This window comes from Burkholderia sp. Bp9016 (genome assembly GCF_003857765.1).
Taxonomy (GTDB): Bacteria; Pseudomonadota; Gammaproteobacteria; order Burkholderiales; family Burkholderiaceae; genus Burkholderia.
Genome location: NZ_QTPY01000004.1, coordinates 195,808 through 221,908 on the forward strand (window position 1 = coordinate 195,808; position 26,101 = coordinate 221,908).

Genomic DNA, 26,101 nt, shown 5'->3' on the forward strand with positions numbered 1-26,101 from the left:
CGCCAGCGGGCCCGGCACCGCCGGGCCTTTTCTTTGAAATTTCATTTGCACACAAATCATTTGTGTTCTATATTTTCTTCGTGGCCGGCGACACCCCGTCCGACCGGGCCGCTTTCCTCCCTTTCTTTCGACAGGAGCTGCACGATGAACATTCTGTACAAGACGAGCGCCACAAGCACGGGCGGCCGCGACGGCCGCGCGGTGTCCGCCGACAACAAGCTGGAAGTAAAGCTGGCCGCGCCGCGCGAGCTCGGCGGCACGGGCGCCGAAGGCACGAATCCGGAGCAGCTCTTTGCCGCAGGCTACTCGGCCTGTTTCCTGAGCGCGATGAAATTCGTCGCCGGCCAGAACAAGCAGACGCTGCCGGCCGACACGCAGGTCACGGCAGAAGTGGGCATCGGCCCGAACGATGCAGGCGGCTTCGGGCTGGACATCGAGCTGCGCGTGTCGCTGCCCGGTCTCGACAAGGCCGACGCGCAGGCGCTGGTCGACAAGGCGCACCACGTGTGCCCGTACTCGAACGCCACGCGCAACAACGTGCCGGTGCGACTGACGGTCGTCTGACGCGACGCGCGACGTCAAATGCAAAAAGGGCGTGTGCGGCTTGTGCCGCACACGCCCTTTTGCGTGATTCGCAGGACCGACTGACGAGCCGGCCCGAGCTGCGCTGCTTAACGCGAGCCGAACGAGAACGGACGGCTCATCGCCGCTTCGCGATCGATCTTGCGCATACGGAATTCGAGATCGTAGATGTCGGTCGCTTCGGACAGGTACGCTTCGGCGCGCTCTTTCGAGGCCTTCTCGGCGTTTTTGGTCAGCATCAGGAAGAGGTGGCTCAGCAGGTACATGTTCGATCTCGCAATCCAAAGGTTCTTCGACTAGGGTTTTCCCGAATTATAGGGAAAACCCTAAATCTTGGCTAGCGTCGATCAGACGGTGCGTCGCTCGGTCGCCACAGTTCGACGATTCTGTTCGAAAAAGGACCAGATCATGGCGCTCGCATCGGGGCCGACGGCCGCGTGAAACGGCACGGCTTCGTCCCCGCCCGCCCACGCATGATCGAGCCCTTTCACGTGGCAAAGCCGCACAACCGGTTCGCCGTCGCGACGCACGTCGGTGATCTGCGCGCCCGCCTCGCGCGTCTCCGCGCGGTCGCCGCCGCGCAGCGCGCCGCGGCTGTCCGCGAGCCCGTTCAGGCGCATGAACTGGACGGTCAACTGATCGGCGTTCTTCGGCGCGACGACATGGTCGCCGTCGCCCTGCACGATCAGCGCGGGCATGCCCGGATGCGAACCGGGGTCGACCAGCGCATCGACGGCCACGGCCGGGTTCTGCCGCAGACCGCGCCGCATCACGTCCATCGCGCTGATCCCGGAATTCGCCTCGCCGAGCGCCGGGCCCGAATGCAGCGCGACCGCCGCGAAGCGGTCGGGATGGTGCAGCGCGAGCAGCGACGCGAGGCCCGCGCCGGCCGACAGACCCGCGACGTACACGCGCGACGCATCGAAACCGTGCTCGTCGACGAGCGCGTCGACGAGCGATGCGACCGCATCCGCTTCGCCGCGGCCCGCGCGGTCGGTGTCTTCGTACCAGTGCCAGCAGCCGTGCGCATGCGCACGCAGCGATTGCTCCGGGTACAGCACCGCGAAACCGTGCTTATCGGCCAGCAGGTTCATCCGGGTACCCTGCGCAAACTCGTCGGCCGATTGCTGGCAGCCGTGCAGCATCACAACGAGCGGCATCGCGCCACGTCGACGGCCTGGTGGCACATAGAGGCCATATGCAAGTTGCTGGACCAGGCGCCCGAGCGCCGGCGCCATCGGATGCTCGCCGCGCGTCCATTCGCCGGCCGCCCACGCAGCCGCGCGGGGTCGCACGCGCGATTCTCGCGGCGGGGACAGATCAGCAGCAGCGGACGACGCTGCGGCCTCGAGCGTATCTCGCGTGATCCGCTGGGCATCGCGCGCCGCACGTTTGGCAGCCGGAGACAGCATGCGTTTCACGCCGCCCAGCCATACCTTCGTCAGACTTTTGGTCATCGATCGGGCTCGCAGTCAGGGAAAATGGGGGACACCACACAGGGGGCATCGTTCACGTTTGTGCAATGCACCATAACACTGTTTCTGGGATTTTTCCTGCATGGGGATAGTTCCCCGCGCCGCGAAAAACGGGCCTCGAGCACACGCGGCGCTATACTCGGGTTTGGCCGCTTGTATCCGTTGTAGTCGTTCTTTCCGGCTCGCGCGTTGATTTAAGCATTCGTCCCGCCTCTGCCTGTCCCCTTCCCGATGTTCGACCTGTCGTCTCACCTGTGGATCATGATCACCGCATTCGGCGGCGCCGGCCTGACGTTGCCGCTCGCGGTCACGATCGCCGTCTGGCTGGCGCTCGGCTATTCGTGGCAGCGTTCGGCCGCATGGCTGGGGGTGCTCGCGGCCGCGATCGCGATCGTCGCGCTCACGAAGATCGCGTTCCTCGGCTGGGGCATCGGCATCCGCTCATGGGACTTCACAGGCTTCAGCGGCCACGCGATGCTGTCGACGTCGGTGTATCCCGTCGCGATCTTCCTCGCGCTGATCCGCACGCGCGCGCCGATCCGGATCGCCGGCATCGCGCTCGGGCTCGCGGCCGGCATCGCGGTCGGCGTATCGCGCGTCGCGCTGGATGCCCATTCGCCGTCCGAATCGATCACCGGCTGCATCGTCGGCGCGATCGCCGCGCTCGCGTTCATCGCCGGTTCGTGGCGCGCCGTGCCGCACCGCTGGTCGGTGCCGGCCGTGGTCGCCAGCCTCGCCCTCGTCACGGTCGCACTGCACGGCATCACGGTCCCGTCGCACCGCTGGGTCACGAAGGTCGCGCTGGAATTGTCGGGGCACAAGCGCCCGTTCGTTCGCGCACGCTGGAAAGCCAATCCGAACTACCGGCCGGCGTCGCAGCCGTCGTCGCTGCAGCGCAGCGAATCGTCGGCGGCATTGCTGCACGCGTAACGGGCCACGCGAGCGTCATTCCCGCCCGCTCTCACGTCTGACAATTTCATGTGCACCGTCACATGAGCGGTATGTCGAGCGTTATAACCTGCCCTATATTACGATTACGGTTTTCCACCATTCAAACGATCAGACCATGCGCTCAACCGTTCGCCCGCTTCGCCGCACTCTGCTCCGCTTTCTGCCAATCGCCACGCTTGCCGCCGGGATCGCGTTCAGCGCACCGGCTTCCGCTGCCGACGAACTGGTCGTTTCGGCAGCCGCGAGCCTGACGAACGCGTTCAAGGCCGTCGGCGATGCATACCAGAAGCAGCATCCGGACACCAAGGTGCTGTTCAACTTCGGCGCGTCGGACGTGCTGATGCAGCAGATCGCCAAAGGCGCACCGGCCGACGTGTTCGCGTCCGCCGACCAGAAGGCGATGGATCGCGCGGTCAGCGAAAACGTCATCGTGCCCGGCACGCGCCGCGATTTCGCCGCGAACTCGCTCGTGCTGATCGTGCCGGCTGACAGCCACGCGGCAGCACCGACGTCGCTGAACGACCTGACGGCGCCGGGCGTGAAGCGTGTCGCGTACGGCGACCCGGCGTCGGTGCCGGTCGGCCGCTACACCGAAGGCGCGCTGCGCGCGGCCGGCGTGTGGGACGCGATCAGCGCGAAGGGCGTGCTGGCGGCGAACGTGCGCCAGAGCCTCGATTACGTCGCGCGCGGCGAAGTCGACGCGGGCTTCGTGTTCGGCACCGACGCGGCGATCATGCCGGGCCGCGTGAAAGTCGCACTGACCGTGCCGACGCAAACAGCCATCACCTATCCGATCGCGGTGGTCAAGGACAGCCGCCATGCCGCGCAGGCGCAGTCGTTCATCGACTTCGTCGCGTCGCCGCAGGGCCAGGCCGTGCTGTCGACGTTCGGCTTCAAGCCCGCGGGCAAGTGAGCGTAGCGTGATGCAGGACGCCTGGGTACCGCTGCTGTTGTCGCTGAAGGTCGCCGGCTGGGCGACCGCGCTCGACATCGTGCTCGGCGTCGCGGCCGCCTTCGTACTCGCACGCTGGCGCTCGCCGATGCGCGACGTCGTCGATTCGCTGCTGACGCTGCCGCTCGTGCTGCCGCCGACGGTGCTCGGCTACTACCTGCTCGTGCTGCTCGGCAGGCGCGGCGTGTTCGGCGCATGGCTCGACAAGCTCGGCATCGAGCTCGTCTTCACGTGGCAGGGCGCGGTGGTCGCATCGATGGTCGTCGCGTTCCCGCTGGTCCTGAAGTCGGCGCGCACCGCGTTCGAGAGCGTCGATCCGCATCTCGAGCGCGCGGCGCGCACGCTCGGGCTCGGCGAAGCCGCGGTGTTCTTCCGCGTGACGCTGCCGCTCGCCACGCGCGGCATCCTCGCCGGTGCGCTGCTCGCGTTCGCGCGCGCGCTCGGCGAATTCGGCGCGACGCTGATGATCGCCGGCAACCTGCCCGGCCGCACGCAGACGCTGTCGGTCGCGATCTATGCCGCCGTGCAGGCCGGCGACGACAACACGGCCAACTTCCTCGTGCTCGTGACGTCGATCACCTGCGTGCTCGTGTTGCTCGCGACCGGCTGGCTTGTGCCGTCGCGGGCCGGCCGGAACCAGTTGACATGACGCGCGCGTCACATCCGCGTCGTCCGGCTGCGCGCCGCATGACGATCCGCCTTTCCGCCACGCGCCGCGCTGCACGACGGAGGCCCGCGTGAGCGTCTCCGTCGATATCCGCAAGACCTACGCGAACGCCGAGCGCCGCTTCACGCTCGACGTGTCGTTTACCGCCACCACGCAGCGCGTCGTGCTGTTCGGGCCGTCCGGCGCGGGCAAGAGCATGACGCTGCAGGCAATCGCCGGCCTGCTGTCGCCCGACGAAGGCACGATCACGCTGAGCGGCGAACCGCTGTTCGATGCCGCACGCGGCATCGACGTGCCGACGCGCGCACGCCGCGTCGCATACCTGTTCCAGGACTACGCGCTGTTTCCGCACCTGAACGTGCGCCAGAACATCGCATTCGGGCTCACGCCGGGCCTGCGCAATCCGCGCGCGAAGACAGTGCCGCCCGAAGTCGCGTACTGGCTGCACGCGTTCGAACTCGACAAGCTTGCGGGGCAATTTCCGTCGCAGTTGTCGGGCGGACAGAAGCAGCGCGTCGCGCTTGCGCGCGCGCTGGTCGCGCAACCGCGCATCCTGCTGCTCGACGAGCCGTTCGCGGCACTCGACGGCGCGATGCGCCAGCGCATGCGTCATGAGCTCGCGGAACTGCAGGCACGGCTCGACATCCCGATGGTACTCATCTCGCACGACCCCGACGACGTCGCCGCGTTCGGCGATCAGGTCGTGCAATTGAGCGAAGGGCGCGTGCAGGCGACGACACCGCACGCCGAGTGGCCGACGCGCGTAACCTGAGCGCGCGAAGGCAGTGGCTCTGGCAGCCACGTTGGAGCCTGAGAGAAGCCGCACTGGCGGCATAAGTCGAAACGGGACCGAAGCCGGCGCCTCGCCCCCTGGGCGGTGCCGGTTTCGCCTCGGTCCGTACGCGCCGACGGCAAAGGCCCGCGCCACCGCCGCGTGTTGTCAGCCCGTCACCGCCAGAATCACGCTCGATGCCTTGAACAGCGCGATCGCGCGCCGGCCCGCGTCGAGCCGCAGCGCATCGACGCTGCCGTTCGTGACGACGGCCGTGAGCGTCCCGCCGCCATCGAGCGCAAGCGTCACCTCGCTGTTCACCGCACCGGCTGCAACGTCTTCGACCATGCCGCGCAACTGGTTGCGCGCCGACACCTTCAATGCTGCTTCGGCATCTGCATCGCCGTCATCGTCGACGGCCAGCACGATCCACGACGCCTTCACGAGCGCGCACGCATCCGCACCGGGCTGCAAGCCGAGCACGTCGGCGCTTTCGTGCGTGAGCACCACGACGATCGCCTGCCCGCCGGGCAGCACGAGCGTCACTTCGTCATTGACCGTGCCGCGCACGATCGACTCGACCTTGCCGAACAACTGGTTGCGCGCGCTCGTCTTCATCCCGATCCGGCCGATCAGCGCCCAGTCGACGTCGAAACCGGCCACGGCCGCGCTGGCGGCCTCGATGAAGCGGCGATGCTCGCGCTCGATCGCGCGGAACGCGGCGATCAGCGACGTCGCGCGCGGCGTCAGCGTCGTGCCGCCGCCGCCCTTGCCGCCCGTCGAACGCATCACGAGCGGTTCGCCGGCGAGATTATTCATCGTATCGATCGCATCCCATGCCGCCTTGTAGCTGAGGCCGACGGCCTTTGCCGCGCGCGTGATCGAACCGGTGTCGCCAACCGCCGCGAGCAGCGCGATGCGGGTGGCGCCGCCGAGCGTCTGCTCGCCCGCGCGCAACCACAGTTCGCCGCCCAGTTCGAGCGGTTCAACAGAAGAGGCAGGAGGCGACGCGTCGGTCATCGGTCTGGTCGAAGGAAACGGGTGGTCATTATAGTGAGCACGCTCCGCTCAACCCGACTTCCCGTCGAGCCTCGGCGGACGCAGGCTCGCGAGCAGCACTTCAGCGTCGCGCGCCGCGCGTTGCTCGAGTGCGGCCCCGTAGCCGCGCACGAAACCGAGTTGGTACGCGGGCGCCGCCAGTTGTTCGAGATGATGCAGCGCGACGATTGTGTCGTTCGCCTCGCCCAGCACGCTCTGCACGCGCGCGAGGGTCTTGACCGTCTCGTTGCGGGTGCGGCGCGACGCCAGCGACGCGAAGAATTCGAGCGCATAGCGCAGCCGCTTCGCATCGATCCGCACCTGGTGCCGCGCGGCCGTATCGAGCGACGTGAGCGACGGCGATGCATACAGATGGCCGAACAACCGGCGCACGCGCTTGGTCGCGTGACGCCGCAGCGACAGGGCATCGTCCCCTTCGACGGACGGCAGCGCGAGCGTACTCAGCCATTCGAGCCAGCCGAGCGTCAGTCTCGCATAGCGCGCGGAATGCAGGGCCTGCCGCAATTCGACACGCGCGGTCGTCGCCTGCGCACGTGCGGCGTCGAGCGTGCCGTTCCAGTCGGCGTTGCCGCCGTCGGCCGCGATCAGCGCAGGCAGGCTCTCGGTCGAGAACACGTCCCAGTCGCGCACCGTGCCGAGCAGCGCGGCGATCCAGCGCAGGTCGACGCCGAACGTGTCCTGCCATTGCTCGTCCGCGAAACGCGGAAAGAAGCGCATCAGCGTGCGCAACCGGCGCAGCGCGACGCGCATCTGGTGCACGAATTCGGGATCGTCGCGATCGAGTACGCCGCCTTCGTTGCCGAGCCATTGCGCGGCAATGTCGCCGGACAGCGCAAACAGCGCGCCGCGCTGCGAGCGGATACCGGTCAGGTCGACGAGTTGTGCCTTGACCGGCTCGGCGACGGCGGATTCGCCCGCGCACGCGCGATCGATGACGCTGGTCAGTTGCACGAACGCGGGCCACGCGCCGCTCAGTTCGCGCGCGGCGGCGAACAGCGCATGCAATGCGGCTGCACGCGCGGGCGGCGTTTCCCAGTCGGGCGCCGCGAGACGCAGTTCGACGTGACGGCGCGGCGGCTCGACGCCGCCATGCAGCGCGATGTCGTCGAGCGTCATCTCGACCACCACGCCGCTGTCGTCCGCCCATCGCCCGCGCCGCCGCTCGCTCACGAGTTGCAACGGCAGCGGCCCGGACGACGCGGCGACCGCCGCTTCGTCCACCGCACCGTTGCTCGCGCGATCGCGCTCGCCCGTTGCTTCTGCCGATTCGGTATCTGCCTGCGTCGCCGGCTCCGGCATCGCGACGACGATGCCCGCATGCTCGGCGTCGAACAGCTCGCGCTCCACGACCCCCGGCGCAAATGCCTTCGTGCGGGACGCGACGACCCGGCGCCCCTGCGCATTCGACTCGACCCACGTCCACCAGCTCTCGCCGGGATTCGGCTCGGCCTCCTCGATCTGGCACGGCTCGATCGTCACGCGCTCCTGGCCGCGGCGCATGCGCACCTGCGGGCAGATCCGCCACGCGCGGACGAGTTCGGCACCGAAGTCGCGCTGCGCGCCTCGAGCCCGGCTCCCCGCCTTGACCGGCCAACCTTCCAGCGACAGGCACAACACGATTTCCAGCACACGCGACATGGAGGCTCCTGCACATGAAGAATCGCCGGCGCATGCCCGGTGCCGACGTCGACCGTGAAGCAGCTTCCATAGTACACGGCGCAAAAGCGCGCGGGCGACGATCCGGCCCCTGTCGCCCTGTCGCGCATCAAACGACGTATTGCGCGAGCCCGTTGCCGAACGACCAGCCCTCCTTCAGCACCTCGACGAGGCTGATGAAGACGTCCTGCTGCCGCACGCCGGGCTGCCGCGCGAGGTTTTCCGCGATCGTCCGGTACAGCGCCTGTTTCTGCTCGAGCGTGCGCGTGTTGTTCGCGGTGATCTGGATCATCACGAGATCGTCGCTGCGTTCGATGTCGAGGTAATGGCGGCCGAATACGAAGTTCTCGGCCGAATGCTCGGACACGACCATGAAGATGTCGTCCTCGGGCACGTTGAACGCGTGCATCAGCGCGCGATGCACGCCGTCGACGAGCGCCGCGCGGTAGGCGGCCGGTTTGCCTTCGCGCACTGCGATACGGGTGAATGGCATGGTCCTGCTCCTTTCGATGACGTTGAAAAAACGAGAACGGCACGTCAGGTTAGGCACGCCTGACTATAATGAACAGTCATCGATCAATATTTCATTCATTTACATCTGAAATGAAAGTCCTCGACCTCGATGCGGTTCGCGCGTTCGTGCTGGTCGCCGATCTCGCCAGCTTCACGCGCGCCGCCGATGCGCTCGGCACCACCCAGTCGGCCGTCAGCCTGAAACTGAAGCGGCTGGAAACGCACCTCGGCAAGCCGCTGCTCGCACGCACGCCGCGCGTCGTCAAGCTCGCGGCCGACGGCGAGAACTTCCTGCCGGCCGCGCGAGCGCTGCTCGACGCGCACGATCACGCGCTCGGCACGATTTCCAGCGGCACGCATCGCCTGTCGCTCGGCGTCAGCGAACACGTCGCGGTGCCCGATCTGCCGGCCGTGCTGACCAGCCTGCACCGGCAGGATCCGGGGCTATCGCTCGAAATGCATCTGGGAACGTCGTCGAACCTGCTCGTGCAGTACGACGAGCGGCGGCTCGACGCGGTGATCGTACGGCACGAACCAGGCGAGGATCCGCCGCGCGACGACGGCACGCTGCTGTTTACCGAGCCGCTCGCATGGCTCGCCGCGCCCGACTGGGCGCCGCGCGCGGGCGAGCCGCTGCCGCTCGCGGTGCTGGCCGGCCCGTGCGGCGTGCGTGCCGCCGCGCTGCGCGCGCTCGACCACGCAGGGTGGCTGTGGCGCGAGCGCTTCACGGGCGGCGGCATCGCGGCGGTCACGGCCGCCGCCGCGGCCGGGCTCGCGGTCTGTCCGCTGGCCCGGCGCGTCGCACCGCGCACGCTGGTCGATGTCGGCGCGAAATTCGGCTTGCCGCCGCTGCCGCATTCGCAGGTCGTGCTGTATTCGCGGGTACGCGACGCGCGCGCGGCGGCCGCGCTGCGAAGGTTTTCCGACAGCCTTGCAATCTCGGCGTAAACTTGAGGGTTTCGCCGCCCGCAATCCCCTGAAGAATTCCAATGAAGCCCGAATCCCGCAAGCACCTCCGCGCCAACCTGCTGATGCTCGTCGCCGCCGCGATCTGGGGTTCGGCTTTCGTCGCGCAACGACTGAGCCTCGACGTGATCGGCCCGTTCCTGTTTACGGGGCTGCGCTTCCTGCTCGGCGCACTGGTGCTGATCCCGCTGCTGACACTCAACGCCGCGTCGCGCGCGCAGTTCGCGGCAATTCGCCGCGCGCCGGCGTTGCTGCTGCCGGGCCTCTCGCTCGGCGGGCTGCTCGCCGTGGCGATCTCGCTGCAGCAGTTCGGCCTGCAATACACGCGCGTTGCGAATGCAGGCTTCATCAGCTCGCTGTATGTCGTGATCGTGCCGCTGATGGGCGTGTTCGTCCGTCACCGGATCGGCGCCGGCACATGGTTCGGCGCGCTGCTCGCGGCGATCGGCCTGTATTTCCTCAGCATCGACGAACATTTCTCGGTGCTCTACGGCGACTGGTTCCAGCTCGGGGGCGCGGTCATCATCGCCGCACACGTGATGGCCGTCGGCCATTTCGCGCGGCGTCACGACCCGCTCGTGCTCGCGTTCCTGCAGTTCGTCGCGTGTGGCGTGCTGTGCCTCACGGTCGGCCTCGTCGTCGAGCCGGTCAGCGTCGCGATGCTGCACGACGCACTGCCGACGCTGCTGTACGGCGGGCTGCTGTCGGTGGGCGTCGGCTATACGCTGCAGGTCGTCGCGCAGCGCGACGCGGCGCCTGCGCACGCGGCCGTGATCTTCAGCATGGAAGGCGTGTTCGCGGCCGTCGCGGGCTGGGCCGCGCTCGGCGAGACGCTGACGCTGCGTGCGCTGGTCGGCTGTGCGCTGATGCTGGCCGGCCTGCTCGCCTGCCAGTTGCTGCCGAACGGCGACGCACGAAAGAAGGACGAGGACGCGCTGCCGGCGTGATCCGCGCCGCTGTCCCTATAATGGCGGTTCGTATGTTCACCATGCCAACCGCTTCCGACAGGCCTGCTCCGTGACGCCCCTTTCCGCCGATCCCGCCGCCGACCTGCTGCGCGAACGCGCAGCGCACTATGCCGCCCAGGCGGCGCTGTTCTTGCGCGACCAGGCGCTTTCCACCGCATCGCACGACCTGCGCAGCCCGCTGAACGCCATGCACAGCTGGGCATACGTGCTCGAGCGCCAGCTCGCCGGCAGCGACCCGAACCAGCAGCGCGCGCTTGCCGGTATCCGCGCGGGGATCGACCAGCAGGTCGCGCTGATCGACGACGTGCTCGACGCGCCGCGCGCGGAAACCCGCTCGCTCACGATCGCGCCGCAGCCGTTCGCGCTGCGCCCGCTGCTCGACGACACGCTCGCGCTGGCGCGCTTCGCGCTCGCCGACGCGCGGCAAGTGAGCATCGACGCGACGCTGCCCGACGGCGAGCCGTCGCTGTCGGCCGATCGCCTGCGCGTCGCACAGGCGCTGTGGACGATGCTGACGACCGCCGTCGAGGCCAGCGCCGCCGGCTCGCGCGTGACGTTCGCCTGCACGCGCGACGGCGCGCAATGTGTCGCACGCGTCACCTGCGGCGTCGATGCCGATGCGCTCGCCGATCCAGCGCTGCCACACGTATTCGAACCGTTCGCGCGCCGCGAAATGCTGCGCACGCGCGACGCGAAAAAGGTTTCGTGGACGCTCGCGCTGTGTCAGCGCGTCGCGCTCGCGCACGGCGGCACGTTCACACACGACCCGTTCGCCGACCGCGCAACCGTCACCCTCACGCTCTCCGTCCCCGGCGAGGCGCCGGTGTAAGCAATCGGCCGCCCAATTCATTACATTTTCCTTTCTGGCTCTATACTGATGAGCCTGTCATGACTGGAGCGATTCTTTGTTACAGATCTTCGCGCTCATCGGCGCGTTGTTCCTGGTGGCCCTGAACGGGTTTTTCGTCGCAGCCGAATTCGGCCTCGTCAAACTGCGCGCAACGCGCGTCAAGACACTCGCCCGCAAGCACGGCCTGCGCGGGCGCATCCTCGCCCTCGTCCATGGCCGGCTGGACGCGTATCTTTCCGCGTGTCAGCTCGGCATCACGCTCGCCTCGCTCGGCCTCGGCTGGGTCGGCGAGCCGGCGTTCGCGCAACTGATCGGCCCGCTGCTCGACCTGATCGGCGTGCAGTCCGAACGTATCGTGCACCTGATTTCGCTCGTGTTCGCATTCTCGCTGATCTCGTTCCTGCACATCGTGGTCGGCGAGCTGGCACCGAAATCGATGGCGATCCGCCAGTCGGAAAAGGTCGGCCTGTGGGTCGCGCTACCGCTCTACGCGTTCTACTGGGCGATGTATCCGGCGATCTGGGTGCTCAACAGCAGCGCCAACGCGGTGCTGCGGCTCGCGGGGCTGTCGGCCGACCACGGCGGCGACGCGCACTACTCGACCGACGAACTGAAGCTGATCCTGCGCAGCCGCCGCAGCGCGGCCGGCAACGCGGCGCAGCCGGCCCGCGGCACGTACACCAACGACGAGTGGAACACGCTCGCGCATTCGCTCGATTTTTCGTCGATGACGGTGTCGGACCTGATGCGGCCCGCCCATGAAATGATCGGCCTGCGGCGCGACCTGCCGCTGCCCGACAACATGGAGATCGTCGCGCGGCACCGCTTCAGCCGCTATCCGCTGTTCGAGGATGCGTCGCGCGAGCAGGTAAGCGGGCTGATCCACCTCAAGGACCTGCTGCTCGCGCGCCACGCCGGCGCGGCGCTCGAGGATCTGTCCGACTACGTGCGTCCGGTGCAGTACGTGAAGCCCGATACGCCGGCGCTGGAACTGTTCCGCCGCTTCCGCAAGGGTGCACCGCACTTCGCGCTGGTCGGCAACAAGGGCGCGAAGCCGATCGGCTTCCTGACGCTCGACAACCTGCTCGGCGCGCTGGTCGGTCAGATTCACGACGAGTTCCGCCAGGGCGACGCCGACTGGAGCCGCCTCGACGACGGCACGCTGATGGGCAAGGGCAGCCTGCCCGTCGTGTCGCTCGAGCAGGCGCTCGGCATCGACATCGACGAAGGGCGTGCGGAATCGGTCGGCGGCCTGGTGATCCAGGCCCTGAACGATCTGCCGACCGAAGGGCAGCGCGTGTCGTTCGACCGCTTCGACGTCGTCGTGAAGAAGATGAACGGGCCGCGCATCGTGCTGGTGCGCGTCTATCCGAAGGTCGCGAAGGAAGCCGACGAATGATGGCTTCCGCGCACCGCGCGCGATGAACGCGATGCTGCCGCGCTGCTGCGTGATCACGCCCGAGCCGGCGTCCTCGTCGGCCGCCGATTGCCGCGCATTCCTCGATCGCTTGTCGGACGTGCTCGCGCGCGGCGAGGCGCTCGTGCAGTTGCGCGTGAAGTCGTTCGATTCGGCCGCGTTTGCACGGCTGGCCGCCGATGCGCTCGCGCGCTGCGACGCGGCCGGCGCGCAACTGATGCTCAACGGCCCGATCGATGCAGCCGGCGTGATGCGGCTGGAAGGCGCTGGATGGCACCTCGACGGCGTCGCGCTGCGCGCCGCCGCACCACGGCCGTTGCCGGCCGCGCGCCGTGTGTCGGCCGCCTGTCATGATGCCGGCGATCTCTCGCTGGCCGCGCGCGTCGGCGCGGATTTCGTCACGCTGTCGCCCGTGTTGCCGACGCTCAGCCACCCCGGCGCGCCGACGCTCGGCTGGGCCCGGTTCGCCGAACTGGCCGCGCAGGCCACGATGCCCGTCTATGCGCTCGGCGGGATGACGCGCGCGCATCTCGACGACGCGCGCCGGCATGGCGCACACGGCATCGCAGGCATTCGAAGCTTCTGGTAGAGACGGCCGGGCGCGCCAGCGCCCGACCTTGCGCACGTCACGCGTTCAGGTCCGGGCGCATTGCGCGCCATGCGCCGTCGTCGATCCGGCGCACGTCGTGCGTGAGCGCATAGTGGTTCACGTCGCCCGTCAGCCACGCGACGAGCGAATACGGCGGCAACACCCCTTCATCGACGCGGTCGCGTGCGCGGGCCGGCGTCTCGAACACGACCTGCCCGCGCGGCGCATCGAACGGCACCGCGTCCGGCGACAGGTTCAACGCGATGGTCAACGTCTCTTCATCGGCAAGCCGCCACGATGCGAGCAACGCGTCGGCATCGCCGTCGCCGCCGGCCGTCAGCATATGCGCGTCCTGCGGCCGGCAATCCGACAACCGAGGCGAGATCAGCTTCGCGCGCACCGCGAGCGCCGATTGCACGAAATGCGCACGATCGGCGTCGCGCGCGGTTTCATCGAATATCAGCGGAATCTGCGGCGTGAGCAGCGACAGCGCGAGCGCCGCAAGCCCCGGATCGGGATCGTGATCGCCATGCCTGCCGTGGTCGCTCTCGCGCCATGCGCCGTCGGACAGCACCAGCGACGTCAGCGACAAGCCTTCATTCGCGCAGGCGCCATCGGCCGACGTGGCCGGCTGAAACGCAGTACCGGTCGCGGTCAGTGCGCGCGCGAGCGTGTGGATCGATTGATGCATCGAAATGCCTTCGTGGGCCGCCCCGTCGCGGCCGGTCAGCCGATGCAGCGCGCGTTCGCCGCACCCGTTCCACTGCGCATCGAAATGGGTATCGGCGAGATGCACCGGATGGCGTTCGCTGCCGAGCACGAGATGAATGAACCGGTCGGCCGGCACGGCCGCGCGCACGCGGTCGGCAATCTCGCGCAGCCACGACACGCCGATCCGGTCGGCTTCGCGCAGCCGCAGCCCGTCGCAGCGGTATTCGTCGATCCAGTACAGCGCGTTGTCGCAGAAGAAGTCGCACACCTCCGGATGATCGAGTGCGAGCGGCGGCGGCTGCAGCGGATCGTCGCGCATATGGAAGAACGGCGTCGCATAGTGACGCAGCGCGTCGGTACCGCTGCCGAAGCGCGCGTAATCGAGCTCCAGGATCACGCCGAGGCCATGGCCGTGCGCTTCGTCGATCAGCGCCTTCAGCGCGTCGGGGCCGCCCTCGGCAGCGAGCGGCGCGAACGGCAGGCTGTCGTGCGGCGACGCGAGCAATTCGAGCGCGGTCACGCCCAGGCGCGCGAGCTCCGGCAGCCGGCGGCGCACGCCGTCGAAGCCGCCCACCGCGTGCGGACGAATCGCGTAAAGCGCGATGTCTTCCCACGGACGCCCATGCCAGAACGTGTTGCGCCACGTGAATGCGCGCGGATCGATGACCTCGCTCGCGCCATTAAGTCCATCGGGTTGCGAGCGCGACGCGGGGTCGGGAATCGACACCGCGCCGTCGAGCCGGTAACGGTAACGCGCACCGGCACCGCATTCGACGAAGACTTCGAACCAGTTCGGGCCGGCCGGCGCCATCGGCACGAGCGTCGGGCCGTTGCCGGTATCGAGTTCGAGCTGGACCTGCGTGCTGCCCGGCGCCCACACGCGGAAATGCGTGCGCGGCGCCGCGCAGAGCGCGCCGCAGGGCTGCGCGCCGGACGACAGGCAGTGAATGAAGTGCTGCGCATACGGATCGTGCGAACAATCGGACATCATGCGCTCCTCGTGCATGCCGAGCGGCATGGCCGCGCAGGCAGCGCGGCGCATCGGAGCCCGGCATGCAACGGCCAGGCAGGGGGAGAGGAAAAAGTATGCGCCAGTTTGGCAAGGGTGACGCACCGGTTCTCACCATTTTTAAATGCGAATCGACCCCGCCCCCTGCGCGCAACAGGCGCCGAGACGGGTAGTCCGCATACCGGAATGGCCGCTCGCCTTGTTGCGTCGGCGTCCCGCGCTTACGCTCGGTTCGATGCGTGGACGTGTCGTCCGCGCCCCGACCCGAGGAATCCGTCATGTCGCTCCCCGCCAGCGCCGCGAAATTCGATCCGGCACGCGCGCACGAATACGCCGAACAATCCCGCATCGCGCTTGCCGGCTACGACGCGTGTCACGAACTCGCCGCGTGCATGCTGGCGTCGTCGATCGCTGCGGCCGACGCGCGGCTCCTCGTGGTGGGCGCGGGCGGCACCGGGCAGGAAATCTGCGTGCCCGCCGCGCTCGAGCCGGGCTGGCAATTCACGGCGGTCGATCCGTCCGCCCCGATGCTGTCGCTCGCGCGTGCGAACGTCGACGCTGCCGGTTTCGGCGCGCGCACGCAATTCGTCGAGGCCGGTGTCGATACGCTGCCCGACGCACCGGCCTTCGACGGCGCGACGCTGATCGGCGTGCTGCACCACGTGCCCGGCGACGATGCGAAGGCCGCGCTGCTGGACGCGATCGCACGGCGCCTGAAGCCCGGCGCACCTCTGGTGATCGCGGGCAACTACCGCCGCTATGCGGACCACCCTCGCCTGCTCGACGCGTGGCAGCAGCGCTGGCGCATGAAAGGCGCCACGCCCGACGCCGTGCGCGCGCAACTCGCGAAGATCCTGCAGGGCGCGGACCCGCCGGCCGCCGAGGAGACCGTCTTCGCATTGCTGCACGACGCGGGCTTCGATGCGCCGCTGCGCTTTTTTTCGAGCCTGTTCTGGGGTGCGTGGATCGCGGTGCGGCGCGGCGCTCGAGCGAACGAACGGTGGAGCGGCACGACGCATGCACGTTGAATCGCGGCGAAGACATCGCACGTTCGTCCCTGCGTGCGCGCCGTCGTTCGCGACCGGTATGATGTCGTTCCCGCCCCTCTTCCGGCCTCGACATGCTGACCGTCCACCACCTGAACAACTCGCGTTCGCAGCGCGTGCTCTGGCTGCTCGAAGAACTCGATGTGCCGTACGAGATCGTGCGCTACGAGCGCGATCCGAAGACGATGCTCGCGCCGCCCGCGCTGCGCGCGATCCATCCGCTCGGCAAGTCGCCGGTCGTCACCGACGACGGTCGCACGTACGCGGAGTCGGGCGCGATCATCGAGTATCTGGTCGAACGCTACGGGAACGGGCGTCTCGCGCCGCCGCCCGGTACGCCCGGGCGGCACGACTACACGTACTGGCTGCACTATGCGGAAGGTTCGGCGATGCCGCCATTGCTGCTGAAACTGGTCGCGTTGCGGATCGCGCACGCGCCGATGCCGTTCTTCGCGCGGCCCATCGCACGCAAGATCGCCGCGACGCTGCAGTCGAGCTTCGTCGATCCGCAGATCGCGCTGCACCTCGGCTATATCGACGACACGCTGAAACGCACGGGCTGGTTCGTCGGCGACGGCTTCAGCGCGGCCGACATCCAAATGAGCTTCCCGCTCGAAGCCGCCATGGCGCGCGGCGACGGCGGCAAGCATCCCGCGATCGCGCGCTTTCTCGAAACGATCCACGCGCGCCCGGCCTATCGTCGCGCGCTCGAGCGCGGCGGCCCGTACGACCTGCTCAAATAAGCCGCATCAGCTCAGCAAACCCGCCGCGACGTTGATCGACAGGCCGAGCACGGCCATGTTGAAGTAGAACGACAAGATCGACTGCGCGAGCACCGAGCGGCGCGCGGAGCGGTTGGCAAGCGACACGTCGGCCGTCTGCGACGCGACCGCGAGCGTGAACGCGAAATACAGGAAATCCCAGTAGTCGGGTTCGGGGTTGCGGTCCGGAAAGCGCAGCGCGCGATCGCTGCTCGGCGAGCCGTAATAGAGCCGCGCGTAGTGCAGCGTGAAGATCGTCGGGATCAGGAACCATGCGCCGAACAGCGTCGCGCCGGTGATCGCGTAATGACCGAGCCCCATGCGGAAACCGACGCTCTTCGCGGTGGCGAGTTCGATCGCGATCGCGGCCACGCTCGCGACCGTCGCCACGCATACGACGGTCAGCACCGTCGTCGCGCTTTCGTCCTCGCGGATCGCGATTTCGCGCACCTTGTGATGATGCGCGGTGATCATGCGTCCCCACATCAATGCAAGATACAGCCAGATCGCGCAATCCCAGCCGATCAGCGCGCGCGCCGCCGGACGCAGCGGAAACGGCAGCAACACCGCGCACAGCACGCCCGCGACGAAGGCCGAGACCATGCGTGGCCGGTTACGCAATACCTGCGGATAAAACGTCATCATGTCATTCCGAAAGCGGATGGAAAGGGTTCGGCCGGCGCGCAAACTGCCCGCAACGCCATGCCGGCGGGTACCGCCCCGATTATCGCCATTCCTGCATGACGTTGCGATGGGCACGAGCGCCTAAGATATCGGGATGACTCCTTCCCTCTGCCACCATCCCGCGAACACGGCCGGCCGCGACTTCGTCGTCGGCGACCTGCACGGTTGCGTGGATGTGCTGCGCGCGCTGCTGCACGACGTGCGCTTCGATCCGGCGCGCGACCGGCTGTTTTCGGTTGGCGATCTCGTCGACCGCGGCCCCGCGTCGGAAACGGCGCTCGATCTGCTCGATCGCCCGTGGTGCCACGTCGTGCGCGGCAATCACGAAGAGGTGCTGAGCCTCGTGTCGCGCGGCAAGCTGCCGCCCGACGCGTGGCGCGGGATCGGCGGCGACTGGGGCGCCGACCTGCCGCCCGAGCGGCTGCACGCGCATGCGGCACGTGTGGACGCGCTGCCGCTCGTGCGCGTGATCGGCGACGGCGCCGCGCGCTTCAACGTGCTGCATGCGGAGTTCTTCGGCCCGGACGCCGAGCTCGATACGGGCAGCTATTCGCACGACGTGCGCGAGCGGCTGATCTGGGGGCGCGATCTCGTCCAGGGGCTCGTCGATCCGGCCCGGCAAGCCGGACTGTCGCTGACCTGCACCGGCCATACGCCCGTACGCGCACCGCAACGCATCGGCGCGCAATGGTTCATCGATACGGGAGCATTCGCACCGTCCGGATGCCTGACGATCGTCGAACCGCGCACCGGCGATACGTGGTCGCTCACGCAGGCCGAGGCACGCGCACGCCATGCAGGCGACCTGCCGCTGCCCTGAGGCCGTCGACGCCGACAGCGGACACGCCACCTACCCGACCTGATTCAGTTCGAACACGGCATCGACCGCGGAGCCGTTCCAGTTGTATTCGAGATAAGCCGCGTGATGACAGTCGCGCAGCAACGTCGTGCGAAACGCCGCGAGACATTCGCCGCGCGAGTCGCGCACCGACGGATAGACGATCCCCGCGCCGCCGGCATGACGCACCGCGCGGCCGAACGCCTGGCCCGCGCTGTAGTCGAGCGGATCGAGCAGGCCGGGACTGCGCTGCGGCCACGTGCGCACGTCGGCCACGTCGCCCTGCGCGAACACCGTGTAGAGCCGCATCTGCTGACGCATCGGCGCCTCTTTCGTCGCGGCCAGGAACAGCCCGCTGTGATAACGCGTTTCGGCGATCGCCGTATCGCGCGAACGCGCGCAGTAGAACACGCCGTAGCTGCCGTCGGAAAAGCGGCTGCCCTGCGGATTCAGGTGCGTGAACGCGGCCATGATCGGTCCCCAGCCCTGGCCGTAGCGGCGCTCGGCCGGAGGCACGAGTTCGAGCGTGCCGACTTCGTGGCGAATGCGGTCGTTGGTCAGCGATTCGAGCGCATAGAGCGCGTCGAAATCTTCGGCGGACGCAACGCGGTCGAACAGGTTGATGGCAGGAAAGCGGGTAGGAATCACACGATAGGCAGGTGCCCAGTCGACGACGGTCGTGGGCCAGTGTTGCGTCTCGGTCGGCATCGTCACGCCCAGCCACCCCGCATCGCGTCGAGATATTGACGCACGGCGACCAGGTCGCCGACGTTGCCGGCCAGCATCCGGTCGAGCGCGCGCTTGCCGCCGAACGGCGCCGCATCGTTGGGACGCTTGACCCACGTGTCGGCGGCCGACGGCTGCGGCAGCAGGATCTGCAACGCCTTGTAGATGCCGAGCAGCAGCGATAGCCGCTCGAGCGTATCGCGCGACAGGCGTGCCGATTCGGGCGAGGCCTTCCACTTGAAGAACGTCGAGCGGCCGGGCGAGCCGAGCAGCACGATCTGCTCGTCGATCGTCAGCTCCCAGTCGCGCGCGATGTTGAAAAACGCGCGCAGGCCGGCCGCCGACATGTGTGCGACCGAGGCCTGCCGCGGGGCGGAATGCGGATCGAACGCGAGCTGTGACATGATCGTTAGTCTCGAAACGAATTTACTAACAAGATTAGTCCATTTTCGTATTTTTGCAAGGGTCGGCACCCTCCGTCCGGTCATTGCATCCGATGAATCGATATTTTTTGTCCATTCTGGACTGTGATTTTATTTTCTGCGTTAATGGCCGTACGGACAGCGCCGGAACGCGGCGCCCGTCCGCGCCAACCGAGTCGCCCAGAACCGGAATGACCACGCCAAGGAACGCACCATGAAGAGACTGATTGCCGCCGCTTCGATCGCCCTGCTCGCCGTATCCGCAGGCCCCGCCGTCGCGAAGGACTGGACCACGCTGCGCTTCGGCACCGACGCCAGCTATGCGCCGTTCGAATCGAAAGCGCCCGACGGCAAGCTCGTCGGCTTCGACATCGACCTCGGCAACGAGATCTGCGCGCGGCTGAAAGCGAAGTGCGTATGGCTCGAGAACGACTTCGACGGGATGATCCCCGCGCTGAAGGCGAAGAAGTTCGACGCGGTGCTGTCGTCGATGTCGATCACGCCGCAGCGCGCGGAGCAGATCGGCTTCACGACGAAGATCTACAACCAGCCGACGCGGCTCGTCGTGAAGAAGGGCTCGCCGCTGCTGCCTGTGCCCGAATCGCTGAAGGGCAAGTCGATCGGCGTCGAACAGGGCACGACCCAGGAAGCGTATGCGAAGGCGTACTGGGCGAAGCAAGGCGCGAACGTCGTGTCGTACCAGAACCAGGACGGCGTATACGCGGATCTCACGTCCGGCCGCCTCGACGCCGCGCTGCAGGACGAAGTGCAGGCCGAGATCGGGTTCCTGAAATCGCCGCGCGGCGCGGGCTATCAGTTCGTCGGGCCCGAGCTCGTCGACGAGAAGGTGCTCGGCGTCGGCGCCGGCATCGGGCTGCGCAAGGAAGACACGGACCTGAAGGCGAAGATCGATCGCGCGATCCACGACATGGTCAAGGACGGCACGTACAAGCGGCTCGCGTCGAAGTACTTCGACTTCGACATCTACGGCAGCTGAAGCGGCTGCGCGTGCGTAAGGGCGCAATGCCCGTCGTGCGCGGCCGGATCGCGTTGCCGCTTGCTCGCCGGGCGGCCGCGCGCCGGCTGCATCGTCCGCAGCACGGCAGCACGCGAATCCACATCATTCGGATTGCGAATGAATTGCGCCGCATGCAACCGTCGGTGACGCCTCAATACGCGAAGACCGGGCGCCGGGGAACCGGTGCCCGGGTACACATGCCCTTGCGGATCGTGTTGGCTGGCGGGAAAGCACCGAGCCGGCGCGGATGACCGGGAATCAACCGGATCCGCCTCGCACCGGGCGCACTGAGATGGCCTGTCGAAGCATGCCGGCCGGCTGCAAGGCGCGCGGTCGACCGGCGATGCGTCGAATCACTGCGATCGCGGCCTGCCGGCCGCGGCGTGTGGCGATCGTTCATTTTTCTACCCCGTTTCGGTCTGTTGCTTGGTTCGGCAACCGGACGACGCCGGTGCTCCGACGATCCGCCGACGACGGTCCGTGCCGAGCGGAACGCGGTCGTGTTGCCCCGCTCCGCCACGCATCCCCGCGGACTGCGTCCTTGCCGGCCCTCGCATGCTTCACTGCCGAACCGGCCGGACGCCACGTCGTCGACTTTCGCACGCTCCTATCCGCAAGGAGCGGGCCAGCTTCGCGCGAGGCCGTCGGCACAAGGGTTTCGTCGGACGGTAGCGGGACCGGAGCGGGCGGGACGCCCGGGAGGTTGCGAAACTGAAACATCGCGTGAGCGGACCGCTTCAGCCGTGCAACGGCAGCGCCTTGCAGGACAAGGCACGCGGACGATGCGGAAAATTTTCCCGGCGCGCACGCCACACTTCTGCCCGTGTTTGCCGCCCGGATTCACGCGTGCGCCGACGCGAAACGTTTCACGTCCTTTACATGGGCGCGGGCATCCGCGCGCAGGCCGGCCGCATACGCTTCGCGGCCGCGGTTCAGCCCACCCGTTGATGGTCCTCGTCGCCCGACGGCGCGCCGTCCTTCCCGCCGTTGTTGTCGTGATCGTTGAGCCCGTGCTCGATCATCATCCGGTAAAGCGTGACGCGCGAAATGCCGAGCTCGGCGGCGGCCTTGTTGATCCGGTGATCGTTGCGCAACAGCGCGTTTTCGATCGCGGTGCGCTCGGCAAGCGAGCGCGCCTGTTCGAGCGTCACCGGCTCCGTTTCGCCCGGTGTCTCGAGTCCGAGATCGTGCGGCGTCAGCAGCCGGCTCTCGGCCATCACGATCGCGCGGCGCACGCGGTTGATCAGCTCGCGCACGTTGCCCGGCCACTCATAGCGGCGCATCGCATCGAGCGCCGCCGACGTGAAACCGCTGATCTTGCGGCCGCTGTCGGCCTTGTACTTTTGCAGCACGTAATGCGCGAGGATGTCGATGTCCTTGCCGCGCGCGCGCAGCGGCGGCTCGTGAATGCGCAGCACGCAGAGCCGATGATAGAGGTCCGCGCGAAAACGCCCGGCTTCGACCGCGCCGTCGAGATCGACGTGCGTCGCCGAGATGATCCGTACGTCGACCGGAATCGACTCCTGGCCGCCGAGCCGCTCGATCTTCCCTTCCTGCAGGAAACGCAGCAGGCTCGCCTGGCTTTCGACCGGCATGTCGCCGATTTCGTCGAGAAACAGCGTGCCGCCGTTCGCCGATTCGATCCGGCCCGCGCGCCGCTGGTTCGCACCGGTGAACGCGCCGCGCTCGAAGCCGAACAGTTCCGACTGCAGCAGGTGATGTGGAATCGCGCCGCAGTTGATCGCGACGAACGGCCCCTTGCCGCGCCCCGAACGCTCGTGGATCGCGAGCGCGGTGAGTTCCTTGCCGGTACCCGATTCGCCGGAGATGAACACGCTCGCGTCGGTCTTCGCGACCTTGCGGATCGTGCTGAACAACTGCTGCATCGCTTCGCAGTTGCCGATCATCCCGTGCTCGCCGATCGACGCCGCATACGCCGCCCCGTCGACGCGATCGAGCGCGGCCATCCCGCGCGCGTGACCGAGCACGTGCGAAATCCATTCATGCGGCAACGGCAGCGTCACGTAGTCGAAACAGTAGCTGCGGATCAGTTCGCGCACGGCCGTGCCAATCATGTTGCCGGCCTGCGCGATGGAAATCCAGCCGATCGCCGGCTGGCTCAGGCACGTCTTCAGCGCGGGGTAATCGCGCGACGTAAAGCCCGTGAAATCGATGAGCCCGGCGGCGACGCTCACGCCGGACGTCATGTTCTGCGCGGCACCAGCCGTCTTCGCGACCGCGATCTCCCAGCCGAGTTCGCGCAGTTGCGCCAGCAGCGACTCGTCCGGCGAACGCATGATCACGAACAGTTTGCGCCCAGCCTCGGGGGCGGTGACGGACACGAACGGCATCTCGGGCGCCGCCGTCCCGTTTGCGTCGGGTGACCTTGCAACCATCGTTGTTCCCCGCTTGGCGTTGGTATCGTGCGCCGGCTCGCCGCCGCGTACGACGGACCTCGATCGAACCGACATATTGGCCGCATTTCCGTTTGAATAAAATCCCCCCGCGCCATAATCGCACGCACGGACGAATGCTTTCCCCAAGGTATATCGACGCCGCCGACGCGCGGCTAGATGGGTGTTATCCCGGTGGCGCGGCGGGCGCGACGCGGGATCGGATCGGCGCCGAACGCGCGAAGCCGCGCCAGTGCTGGCGCACCGGCTCGTGCGGGCGGTCGGGCACACGGAATCGGCCAGGTGGCTGGCAGCAATGCGACCGGTGAAAGCGCGCGGCTGCCAGCTCGCGCAACCGTTTCCGCTTGATGTCGGTCAATCGTCAGAGGAAGCGCGTTGATGCATGAACGCAACACGCGCCACGGGGTGTGCGGGCGGCTACGTCAGCGTCCCGACGCGAGCGGCGCGAGCGCGTTCGCACGGCCGCGGCCGGCCGGTGCGTGGTCGTGATCGCCATACGCGGCGACAAGCGCCTCGACACGCGCGAGATGATGGCGGTTGTCGTGGTCCCACGGGTGAAAGCCCGGCCGCAGGAAGCTCAGCCATTCGCCTGCGATGCGCGGAAACAGCCCGCGCCGCGGCCCGTACAGGAACGCGAGCATGCGCAGCATCCCGCGCATGTGATGGCCGGCACGACGGTCGCGCCACAACAGCGTGGCGTGCATCAGGAATACGGTCGGCCAGAACGTCAGCGTCGTCAGCAGATACACGCCGACGCGGATCAGATAGCGGCCCGGGCCCGGTTTCATCACGGCATTCCACACGTCGTAGGACACGGCCTTGTGCTCGGTTTCCTCGAGCGCGTGCCATATCCACATCTGCCGGTAGCCCTCGACCGAGCCGTCGAGACGCGTCGGGTCGCGCAGGAGCCAGTCAGCGAGCATCGCCGTGTAGTGCTCGGCCGCGACCGTATGTGCCAGTTGCACCGACTGCGGCAGCACGCGCTTCATGACGCCGAGCACCGCCCACACGCGCTTGTCGAGCTTGCGCGCGGGTAGCCGGTTGGCCTGCATCAGCTCGTTGTATTCGACGTGCTCGCGCGTGTGCATCGCTTCCTGGCCGATGAAACCGAGCACCTGCCGCTTCAGCACGGGATCGTCGATCCGGTCGCGATAGTTGCGCACCGAATCCATGAAAAAGCGTTCGCCGGCCGGAAACAGCAGCGACAGCGCGTTGAAGAAGTGGGTCACGTGCGGGCCGAGCCCATGCCAGTCCTTTGCACGTTCGACCGGCAGGTCGAAGCGCAGGTCGCGACGCACCGGCATCACGTCGGCTGCGGTGGCGAGAGCGGCTGACTTCATGTTGGTCGTTCTCCTTGTTTTCGGGCGGCCCGGCATCCGTTGCGGCCGTGCCGGCGCGGCCCGAGCGCCGCATCGCGCGGCGCCTAAATCCTGACATCGACAGATGTAACGATAGGCCGCGGCCGGCAACGCGCGCAAGCCGCGCGGTAGACGCGCGCTTCCAAACAGGGCACGGTCGAAAGCGCCCGAAAAACGGCGTGCGAACGTTGTCCGGCGCTGCGGCAATTCGAACGCACGGGTCGGTTCGCGGGCCGCCAACGAGCGTCGCCGCCGCGACTCGCAACCGGCGTGACATCCCCACCCCACCGGCGTTTCAGCGATTTTCACGGCGGCACGTGGCGCGCCGCCGACCGGACCGGGTAGCACCGATTCATACGCGCGAGCGGCACACGCGGTGCAACCGCGCTTATCCGGTCCGTGAAAAATTCAAACGCGCGTTCCATCCGCGTTTCGGGCATCACCCCGCGCACCGTCTCGACGGACCTGCCGGCGGGCCCTCGCCGCGTGCGGCGGCCCTCTGCGCGCTCGCCTACAATAGCGGTTTTACCCAACCCTTTTTCAGGAGAAGTCATGTCTGTCACCACGACCGCATCGGGCCTCAAAATCGAAGACCTGACCGAAGGCACCGGCGCGGAAGCGCAAGCCGGCAAGACCGTCAGCGTTCACTACACGGGCTGGCTGACCGACGGTCAGAAATTCGACTCGAGCAAGGACCGCAACGACCCGTTCGCGTTCGTGCTCGGTGGCGGCATGGTCATCAAGGGCTGGGACGAAGGCGTGCAGGGCATGAAGGTCGGCGGCGTGCGTCGCCTGACGATCCCGCCGCAACTCGGCTACGGCCCGCGCGGCGCAGGCGGCGTGATTCCGCCGAACGCGACGCTCGTGTTCGAAGTCGAACTGCTGGCCGTCTGACGACGCCGCCGGCCGACGTCCCGCCGATGCAACGCATCCCGTCTCCCGCCATCGCGCTGCGCCGTTACGACACGTGCGAAGCGTCGGACGTCCACGACTTTCATCAGGTCGTGCTCGGCGTCGACGGCGCGATGGTGATGGCGGTGGACGGGGTCGGCCAGCGCATCGACCGGCACGCGGCCTGGCTGATTCCGGCCGGCTCGCGCCACGATTACGCAGGCCTCGGCGACAATCGCCAGCTCGTGCTGGATCTCCCTGCCGCGTCGCTCGCGGTGCCGCAGCGGCTGTTCGACAGCGCGCGCGCCGTGGCGATCGACCCGGCGCTGACCTCGCTGGTCGCGCAGGTCGCGGCGGCAGCCGCGCAACTCGACGGCCCGGCCAGCGCCGCGCCGCAGGCGCACCGTTTCCAGTGGCAGGCGGCCGCGCGGCTGTGCGATGCGCTGCTCGGCGACGCCGGTGTTGCCGGGCCCGCCGCGGGCCTCGATTTCGCGCGGATCGACCGCTGGCTGCGCGCGCGGCTCGCGGAGCCGCTGCGCATCGCCGACCTCGCCGCGCACTGCGGCTACGGCATGCGCCGCTTTCACCAACTGTTCGTCGACGCTTTCGGCGAAACGCCGCATCGCTACCTGCAGCGGCTGCGGCTCGACACGGCCGTGGTGCTGCTCGCCGACGGCCGTCATTCACTCGTCGACGTTGCCGGCATGGTCGGCTTCGCCGATCAGAGCACCTTCACGCACGCATTCACGAAGCGCTTCGGCGTCGCGCCCGGGCGCTGGCGCGGCGAGCGGCACTGAGCGGCCGGG

Annotated in this window: 27 protein-coding genes; 16 read left to right on the forward strand and 11 right to left on the reverse strand. The window is 68.0% G+C overall.

What is annotated here, in order from left to right; all coding sequences use genetic code 11:
- The first annotated feature begins 144 nt into the window (after positions 1-144).
- The gene (locus DIE13_RS07010) at positions 145-564 is read left to right on the forward strand and encodes an organic hydroperoxide resistance protein (protein WP_011658280.1); all 420 of its coding nucleotides are present in this window, start codon (positions 145-147) and stop codon (positions 562-564) included.
- 107 nt (positions 565-671) lie between these two features.
- Here the strand turns inward: DIE13_RS07010 and DIE13_RS07015 are convergent, their stop codons facing one another.
- On the reverse strand, positions 672-848 hold the full coding sequence (locus tag DIE13_RS07015) for a DUF3563 family protein (protein ID WP_124826458.1): 177 nt from the start codon (positions 846-848) through the stop codon (positions 672-674).
- Positions 849-929: 81 nt separating this feature from the next.
- Complete coding sequence (locus DIE13_RS07020; protein WP_124826459.1) at positions 930-2,039, reverse strand: PHB depolymerase family esterase; 1,110 nt, start codon at positions 2,037-2,039, stop codon at positions 930-932.
- Positions 2,040-2,288: 249 nt separating this feature from the next.
- Between DIE13_RS07020 and DIE13_RS07025 the strand changes: the two genes are divergently transcribed.
- The 4 genes from DIE13_RS07025 (at position 2,289) to DIE13_RS07040 (ending at position 5,399) form a co-directional block, all read left to right on the forward strand.
- Positions 2,289-2,987, forward strand: a complete 699-nt coding sequence (locus DIE13_RS07025; RefSeq protein ID WP_124826460.1) for a phosphatase PAP2 family protein — start codon at positions 2,289-2,291, stop codon at positions 2,985-2,987.
- Positions 2,988-3,123: 136 nt separating this feature from the next.
- The gene (gene modA, locus DIE13_RS07030; protein ID WP_124826461.1) at positions 3,124-3,921 is read left to right on the forward strand and encodes a molybdate ABC transporter substrate-binding protein; all 798 of its coding nucleotides are present in this window, start codon (positions 3,124-3,126) and stop codon (positions 3,919-3,921) included.
- Positions 3,922-3,931: 10 nt separating this feature from the next.
- Complete coding sequence (gene modB / locus DIE13_RS07035) at positions 3,932-4,609, forward strand: molybdate ABC transporter permease subunit (RefSeq protein WP_124826592.1); 678 nt, start codon at positions 3,932-3,934, stop codon at positions 4,607-4,609.
- 88 nt (positions 4,610-4,697) lie between these two features.
- A complete protein-coding gene (locus tag DIE13_RS07040) occupies positions 4,698-5,399 on the forward strand; it encodes a sulfate/molybdate ABC transporter ATP-binding protein (RefSeq protein WP_124826462.1) in 702 nt (233 codons plus the stop codon).
- Between the two features lie 168 nt (positions 5,400-5,567).
- Here the strand turns inward: DIE13_RS07040 and DIE13_RS07045 are convergent, their stop codons facing one another.
- From DIE13_RS07045 to DIE13_RS07055, 3 genes are all read right to left on the reverse strand, one after another.
- The gene (locus tag DIE13_RS07045; protein ID WP_124826463.1) at positions 5,568-6,419 is read right to left on the reverse strand and encodes a TOBE domain-containing protein; all 852 of its coding nucleotides are present in this window, start codon (positions 6,417-6,419) and stop codon (positions 5,568-5,570) included.
- 48 nt (positions 6,420-6,467) lie between these two features.
- Positions 6,468-8,096, reverse strand: a complete 1,629-nt coding sequence (locus DIE13_RS07050; RefSeq protein WP_124826464.1) for a CHAD domain-containing protein — start codon at positions 8,094-8,096, stop codon at positions 6,468-6,470.
- 127 nt (positions 8,097-8,223) lie between these two features.
- Entirely contained in the window at positions 8,224-8,607 is a 384-nt protein-coding gene (locus tag DIE13_RS07055; RefSeq protein ID WP_124826465.1) for a tautomerase family protein, read from the reverse strand.
- A gap of 110 nt (positions 8,608-8,717) precedes the next feature.
- On the opposite strand from DIE13_RS07055, the gene DIE13_RS07060 reads away from it, so the two are divergent.
- The 5 genes from DIE13_RS07060 to DIE13_RS07080 all read left to right on the forward strand — a co-directional run bounded on the left by DIE13_RS07060 (position 8,718) and on the right by DIE13_RS07080 (position 13,417).
- A complete protein-coding gene (locus tag DIE13_RS07060) occupies positions 8,718-9,575 on the forward strand; it encodes a LysR family transcriptional regulator (protein WP_124826466.1) in 858 nt (285 codons plus the stop codon).
- A 41-nt stretch (positions 9,576-9,616) separates the two neighbouring features.
- Positions 9,617-10,540 carry a DMT family transporter gene (locus DIE13_RS07065; protein ID WP_124826467.1) on the forward strand — a complete coding sequence of 308 codons (924 nt, stop codon included), beginning with the start codon at positions 9,617-9,619 and terminating at the stop codon, positions 10,538-10,540.
- 70 nt (positions 10,541-10,610) lie between these two features.
- Complete coding sequence (locus DIE13_RS07070) at positions 10,611-11,390, forward strand: sensor histidine kinase KdpD (RefSeq protein WP_124826468.1); 780 nt, start codon at positions 10,611-10,613, stop codon at positions 11,388-11,390.
- A gap of 76 nt (positions 11,391-11,466) precedes the next feature.
- Positions 11,467-12,810: a hemolysin family protein gene (locus DIE13_RS07075; protein ID WP_124826469.1), complete on the forward strand. Its 1,344-nt coding sequence runs from the start codon at positions 11,467-11,469 to the stop codon at positions 12,808-12,810.
- Between the two features lie 22 nt (positions 12,811-12,832).
- Positions 12,833-13,417, forward strand: coding sequence for a thiamine phosphate synthase (locus DIE13_RS07080; protein WP_124826470.1), 585 nt, complete (start codon positions 12,833-12,835; stop codon positions 13,415-13,417).
- Positions 13,418-13,454: 37 nt separating this feature from the next.
- Here DIE13_RS07080 and DIE13_RS07085 read toward each other — a convergent pair whose 3' ends face one another.
- Positions 13,455-15,116, reverse strand: a complete 1,662-nt coding sequence (locus DIE13_RS07085; RefSeq protein ID WP_124826471.1) for a DUF3459 domain-containing protein — start codon at positions 15,114-15,116, stop codon at positions 13,455-13,457.
- A gap of 299 nt (positions 15,117-15,415) precedes the next feature.
- On the opposite strand from DIE13_RS07085, the gene DIE13_RS07090 reads away from it, so the two are divergent.
- Together DIE13_RS07090 and DIE13_RS07095 are read left to right on the forward strand one after the other, a co-directional pair.
- Positions 15,416-16,165, forward strand: a complete 750-nt coding sequence (locus DIE13_RS07090; RefSeq protein WP_124826472.1) for a class I SAM-dependent methyltransferase — start codon at positions 15,416-15,418, stop codon at positions 16,163-16,165.
- Positions 16,166-16,257: 92 nt separating this feature from the next.
- Positions 16,258-16,926, forward strand: coding sequence for a glutathione S-transferase (locus DIE13_RS07095; protein WP_124826473.1), 669 nt, complete (start codon positions 16,258-16,260; stop codon positions 16,924-16,926).
- Between the two features lie 6 nt (positions 16,927-16,932).
- On the opposite strand, the gene DIE13_RS07100 is transcribed toward DIE13_RS07095, so the two are convergent.
- Positions 16,933-17,586 carry a DUF1345 domain-containing protein gene (locus tag DIE13_RS07100; protein WP_124826593.1) on the reverse strand — a complete coding sequence of 218 codons (654 nt, stop codon included), beginning with the start codon at positions 17,584-17,586 and terminating at the stop codon, positions 16,933-16,935.
- Between the two features lie 136 nt (positions 17,587-17,722).
- Between DIE13_RS07100 and DIE13_RS07105 the strand changes: the two genes are divergently transcribed.
- The gene (locus DIE13_RS07105; protein ID WP_124826474.1) at positions 17,723-18,448 is read left to right on the forward strand and encodes a metallophosphoesterase; all 726 of its coding nucleotides are present in this window, start codon (positions 17,723-17,725) and stop codon (positions 18,446-18,448) included.
- 30 nt (positions 18,449-18,478) lie between these two features.
- On the opposite strand, the gene DIE13_RS07110 is transcribed toward DIE13_RS07105, so the two are convergent.
- Both DIE13_RS07110 and DIE13_RS07115 read right to left on the reverse strand, forming a co-directional pair.
- The gene (locus DIE13_RS07110; protein ID WP_124826594.1) at positions 18,479-19,174 is read right to left on the reverse strand and encodes an RES family NAD+ phosphorylase; all 696 of its coding nucleotides are present in this window, start codon (positions 19,172-19,174) and stop codon (positions 18,479-18,481) included.
- 2 nt (positions 19,175-19,176) lie between these two features.
- Positions 19,177-19,596: an MbcA/ParS/Xre antitoxin family protein gene (locus tag DIE13_RS07115; protein ID WP_124826475.1), complete on the reverse strand. Its 420-nt coding sequence runs from the start codon at positions 19,594-19,596 to the stop codon at positions 19,177-19,179.
- A 232-nt stretch (positions 19,597-19,828) separates the two neighbouring features.
- On the opposite strand from DIE13_RS07115, the gene DIE13_RS07120 reads away from it, so the two are divergent.
- The gene (locus DIE13_RS07120) at positions 19,829-20,611 is read left to right on the forward strand and encodes an ABC transporter substrate-binding protein (protein WP_124826476.1); all 783 of its coding nucleotides are present in this window, start codon (positions 19,829-19,831) and stop codon (positions 20,609-20,611) included.
- 953 nt (positions 20,612-21,564) lie between these two features.
- Here the strand turns inward: DIE13_RS07120 and DIE13_RS07135 are convergent.
- A complete protein-coding gene (locus tag DIE13_RS07135; protein WP_124826477.1) occupies positions 21,565-23,028 on the reverse strand; it encodes a sigma-54 dependent transcriptional regulator in 1,464 nt (487 codons plus the stop codon).
- A gap of 440 nt (positions 23,029-23,468) precedes the next feature.
- Positions 23,469-24,386 carry a metal-dependent hydrolase gene (locus tag DIE13_RS07140; RefSeq protein ID WP_124826478.1) on the reverse strand — a complete coding sequence of 306 codons (918 nt, stop codon included), beginning with the start codon at positions 24,384-24,386 and terminating at the stop codon, positions 23,469-23,471.
- A 570-nt stretch (positions 24,387-24,956) separates the two neighbouring features.
- Here DIE13_RS07140 and DIE13_RS07145 point away from each other — a divergent pair.
- Both DIE13_RS07145 and DIE13_RS07150 read left to right on the forward strand, forming a co-directional pair.
- Positions 24,957-25,298, forward strand: coding sequence for an FKBP-type peptidyl-prolyl cis-trans isomerase (locus DIE13_RS07145; protein WP_124826479.1), 342 nt, complete (start codon positions 24,957-24,959; stop codon positions 25,296-25,298).
- A gap of 26 nt (positions 25,299-25,324) precedes the next feature.
- Positions 25,325-26,092 carry an AraC family transcriptional regulator gene (locus DIE13_RS07150; protein ID WP_124826480.1) on the forward strand — a complete coding sequence of 256 codons (768 nt, stop codon included), beginning with the start codon at positions 25,325-25,327 and terminating at the stop codon, positions 26,090-26,092.
- The last annotated feature ends 9 nt before the right edge of the window (positions 26,093-26,101 follow it).

Coding starts and splice junctions, on each gene's coding strand:
- DIE13_RS07010 (WP_011658280.1), top strand. CDS start 145: ATGAACATTCTGTACAAGACGAGCGCCACAAGCACGGGCGGCCGCGAC.
- DIE13_RS07015 (WP_124826458.1), bottom strand. CDS start 848: ATGTACCTGCTGAGCCACCTCTTCCTGATGCTGACCAAAAACGCCGAG.
- DIE13_RS07020 (WP_124826459.1), bottom strand. CDS start 2,039: ATGACCAAAAGTCTGACGAAGGTATGGCTGGGCGGCGTGAAACGCATG.
- DIE13_RS07025 (WP_124826460.1), top strand. CDS start 2,289: ATGTTCGACCTGTCGTCTCACCTGTGGATCATGATCACCGCATTCGGC.
- modA (WP_124826461.1), top strand. CDS start 3,124: ATGCGCTCAACCGTTCGCCCGCTTCGCCGCACTCTGCTCCGCTTTCTG.
- modB (WP_124826592.1), top strand. CDS start 3,932: ATGCAGGACGCCTGGGTACCGCTGCTGTTGTCGCTGAAGGTCGCCGGC.
- DIE13_RS07045 (WP_124826463.1), bottom strand. CDS start 6,419: ATGACCGACGCGTCGCCTCCTGCCTCTTCTGTTGAACCGCTCGAACTG.
- DIE13_RS07050 (WP_124826464.1), bottom strand. CDS start 8,096: ATGTCGCGTGTGCTGGAAATCGTGTTGTGCCTGTCGCTGGAAGGTTGG.
- DIE13_RS07055 (WP_124826465.1), bottom strand. CDS start 8,607: ATGCCATTCACCCGTATCGCAGTGCGCGAAGGCAAACCGGCCGCCTAC.
- DIE13_RS07060 (WP_124826466.1), top strand. CDS start 8,718: ATGAAAGTCCTCGACCTCGATGCGGTTCGCGCGTTCGTGCTGGTCGCC.
- DIE13_RS07065 (WP_124826467.1), top strand. CDS start 9,617: ATGAAGCCCGAATCCCGCAAGCACCTCCGCGCCAACCTGCTGATGCTC.
- DIE13_RS07080 (WP_124826470.1), top strand. CDS start 12,833: ATGAACGCGATGCTGCCGCGCTGCTGCGTGATCACGCCCGAGCCGGCG.
- DIE13_RS07085 (WP_124826471.1), bottom strand. CDS start 15,116: ATGTCCGATTGTTCGCACGATCCGTATGCGCAGCACTTCATTCACTGC.
- DIE13_RS07090 (WP_124826472.1), top strand. CDS start 15,416: ATGTCGCTCCCCGCCAGCGCCGCGAAATTCGATCCGGCACGCGCGCAC.
- DIE13_RS07095 (WP_124826473.1), top strand. CDS start 16,258: ATGCTGACCGTCCACCACCTGAACAACTCGCGTTCGCAGCGCGTGCTC.
- DIE13_RS07100 (WP_124826593.1), bottom strand. CDS start 17,586: ATGACGTTTTATCCGCAGGTATTGCGTAACCGGCCACGCATGGTCTCG.
- DIE13_RS07105 (WP_124826474.1), top strand. CDS start 17,723: ATGACTCCTTCCCTCTGCCACCATCCCGCGAACACGGCCGGCCGCGAC.
- DIE13_RS07110 (WP_124826594.1), bottom strand. CDS start 19,174: ATGCCGACCGAGACGCAACACTGGCCCACGACCGTCGTCGACTGGGCA.
- DIE13_RS07115 (WP_124826475.1), bottom strand. CDS start 19,596: ATGTCACAGCTCGCGTTCGATCCGCATTCCGCCCCGCGGCAGGCCTCG.
- DIE13_RS07120 (WP_124826476.1), top strand. CDS start 19,829: ATGAAGAGACTGATTGCCGCCGCTTCGATCGCCCTGCTCGCCGTATCC.
- DIE13_RS07135 (WP_124826477.1), bottom strand. CDS start 23,028: ATGGTTGCAAGGTCACCCGACGCAAACGGGACGGCGGCGCCCGAGATG.
- DIE13_RS07140 (WP_124826478.1), bottom strand. CDS start 24,386: ATGAAGTCAGCCGCTCTCGCCACCGCAGCCGACGTGATGCCGGTGCGT.
- DIE13_RS07145 (WP_124826479.1), top strand. CDS start 24,957: ATGTCTGTCACCACGACCGCATCGGGCCTCAAAATCGAAGACCTGACC.
- DIE13_RS07150 (WP_124826480.1), top strand. CDS start 25,325: ATGCAACGCATCCCGTCTCCCGCCATCGCGCTGCGCCGTTACGACACG.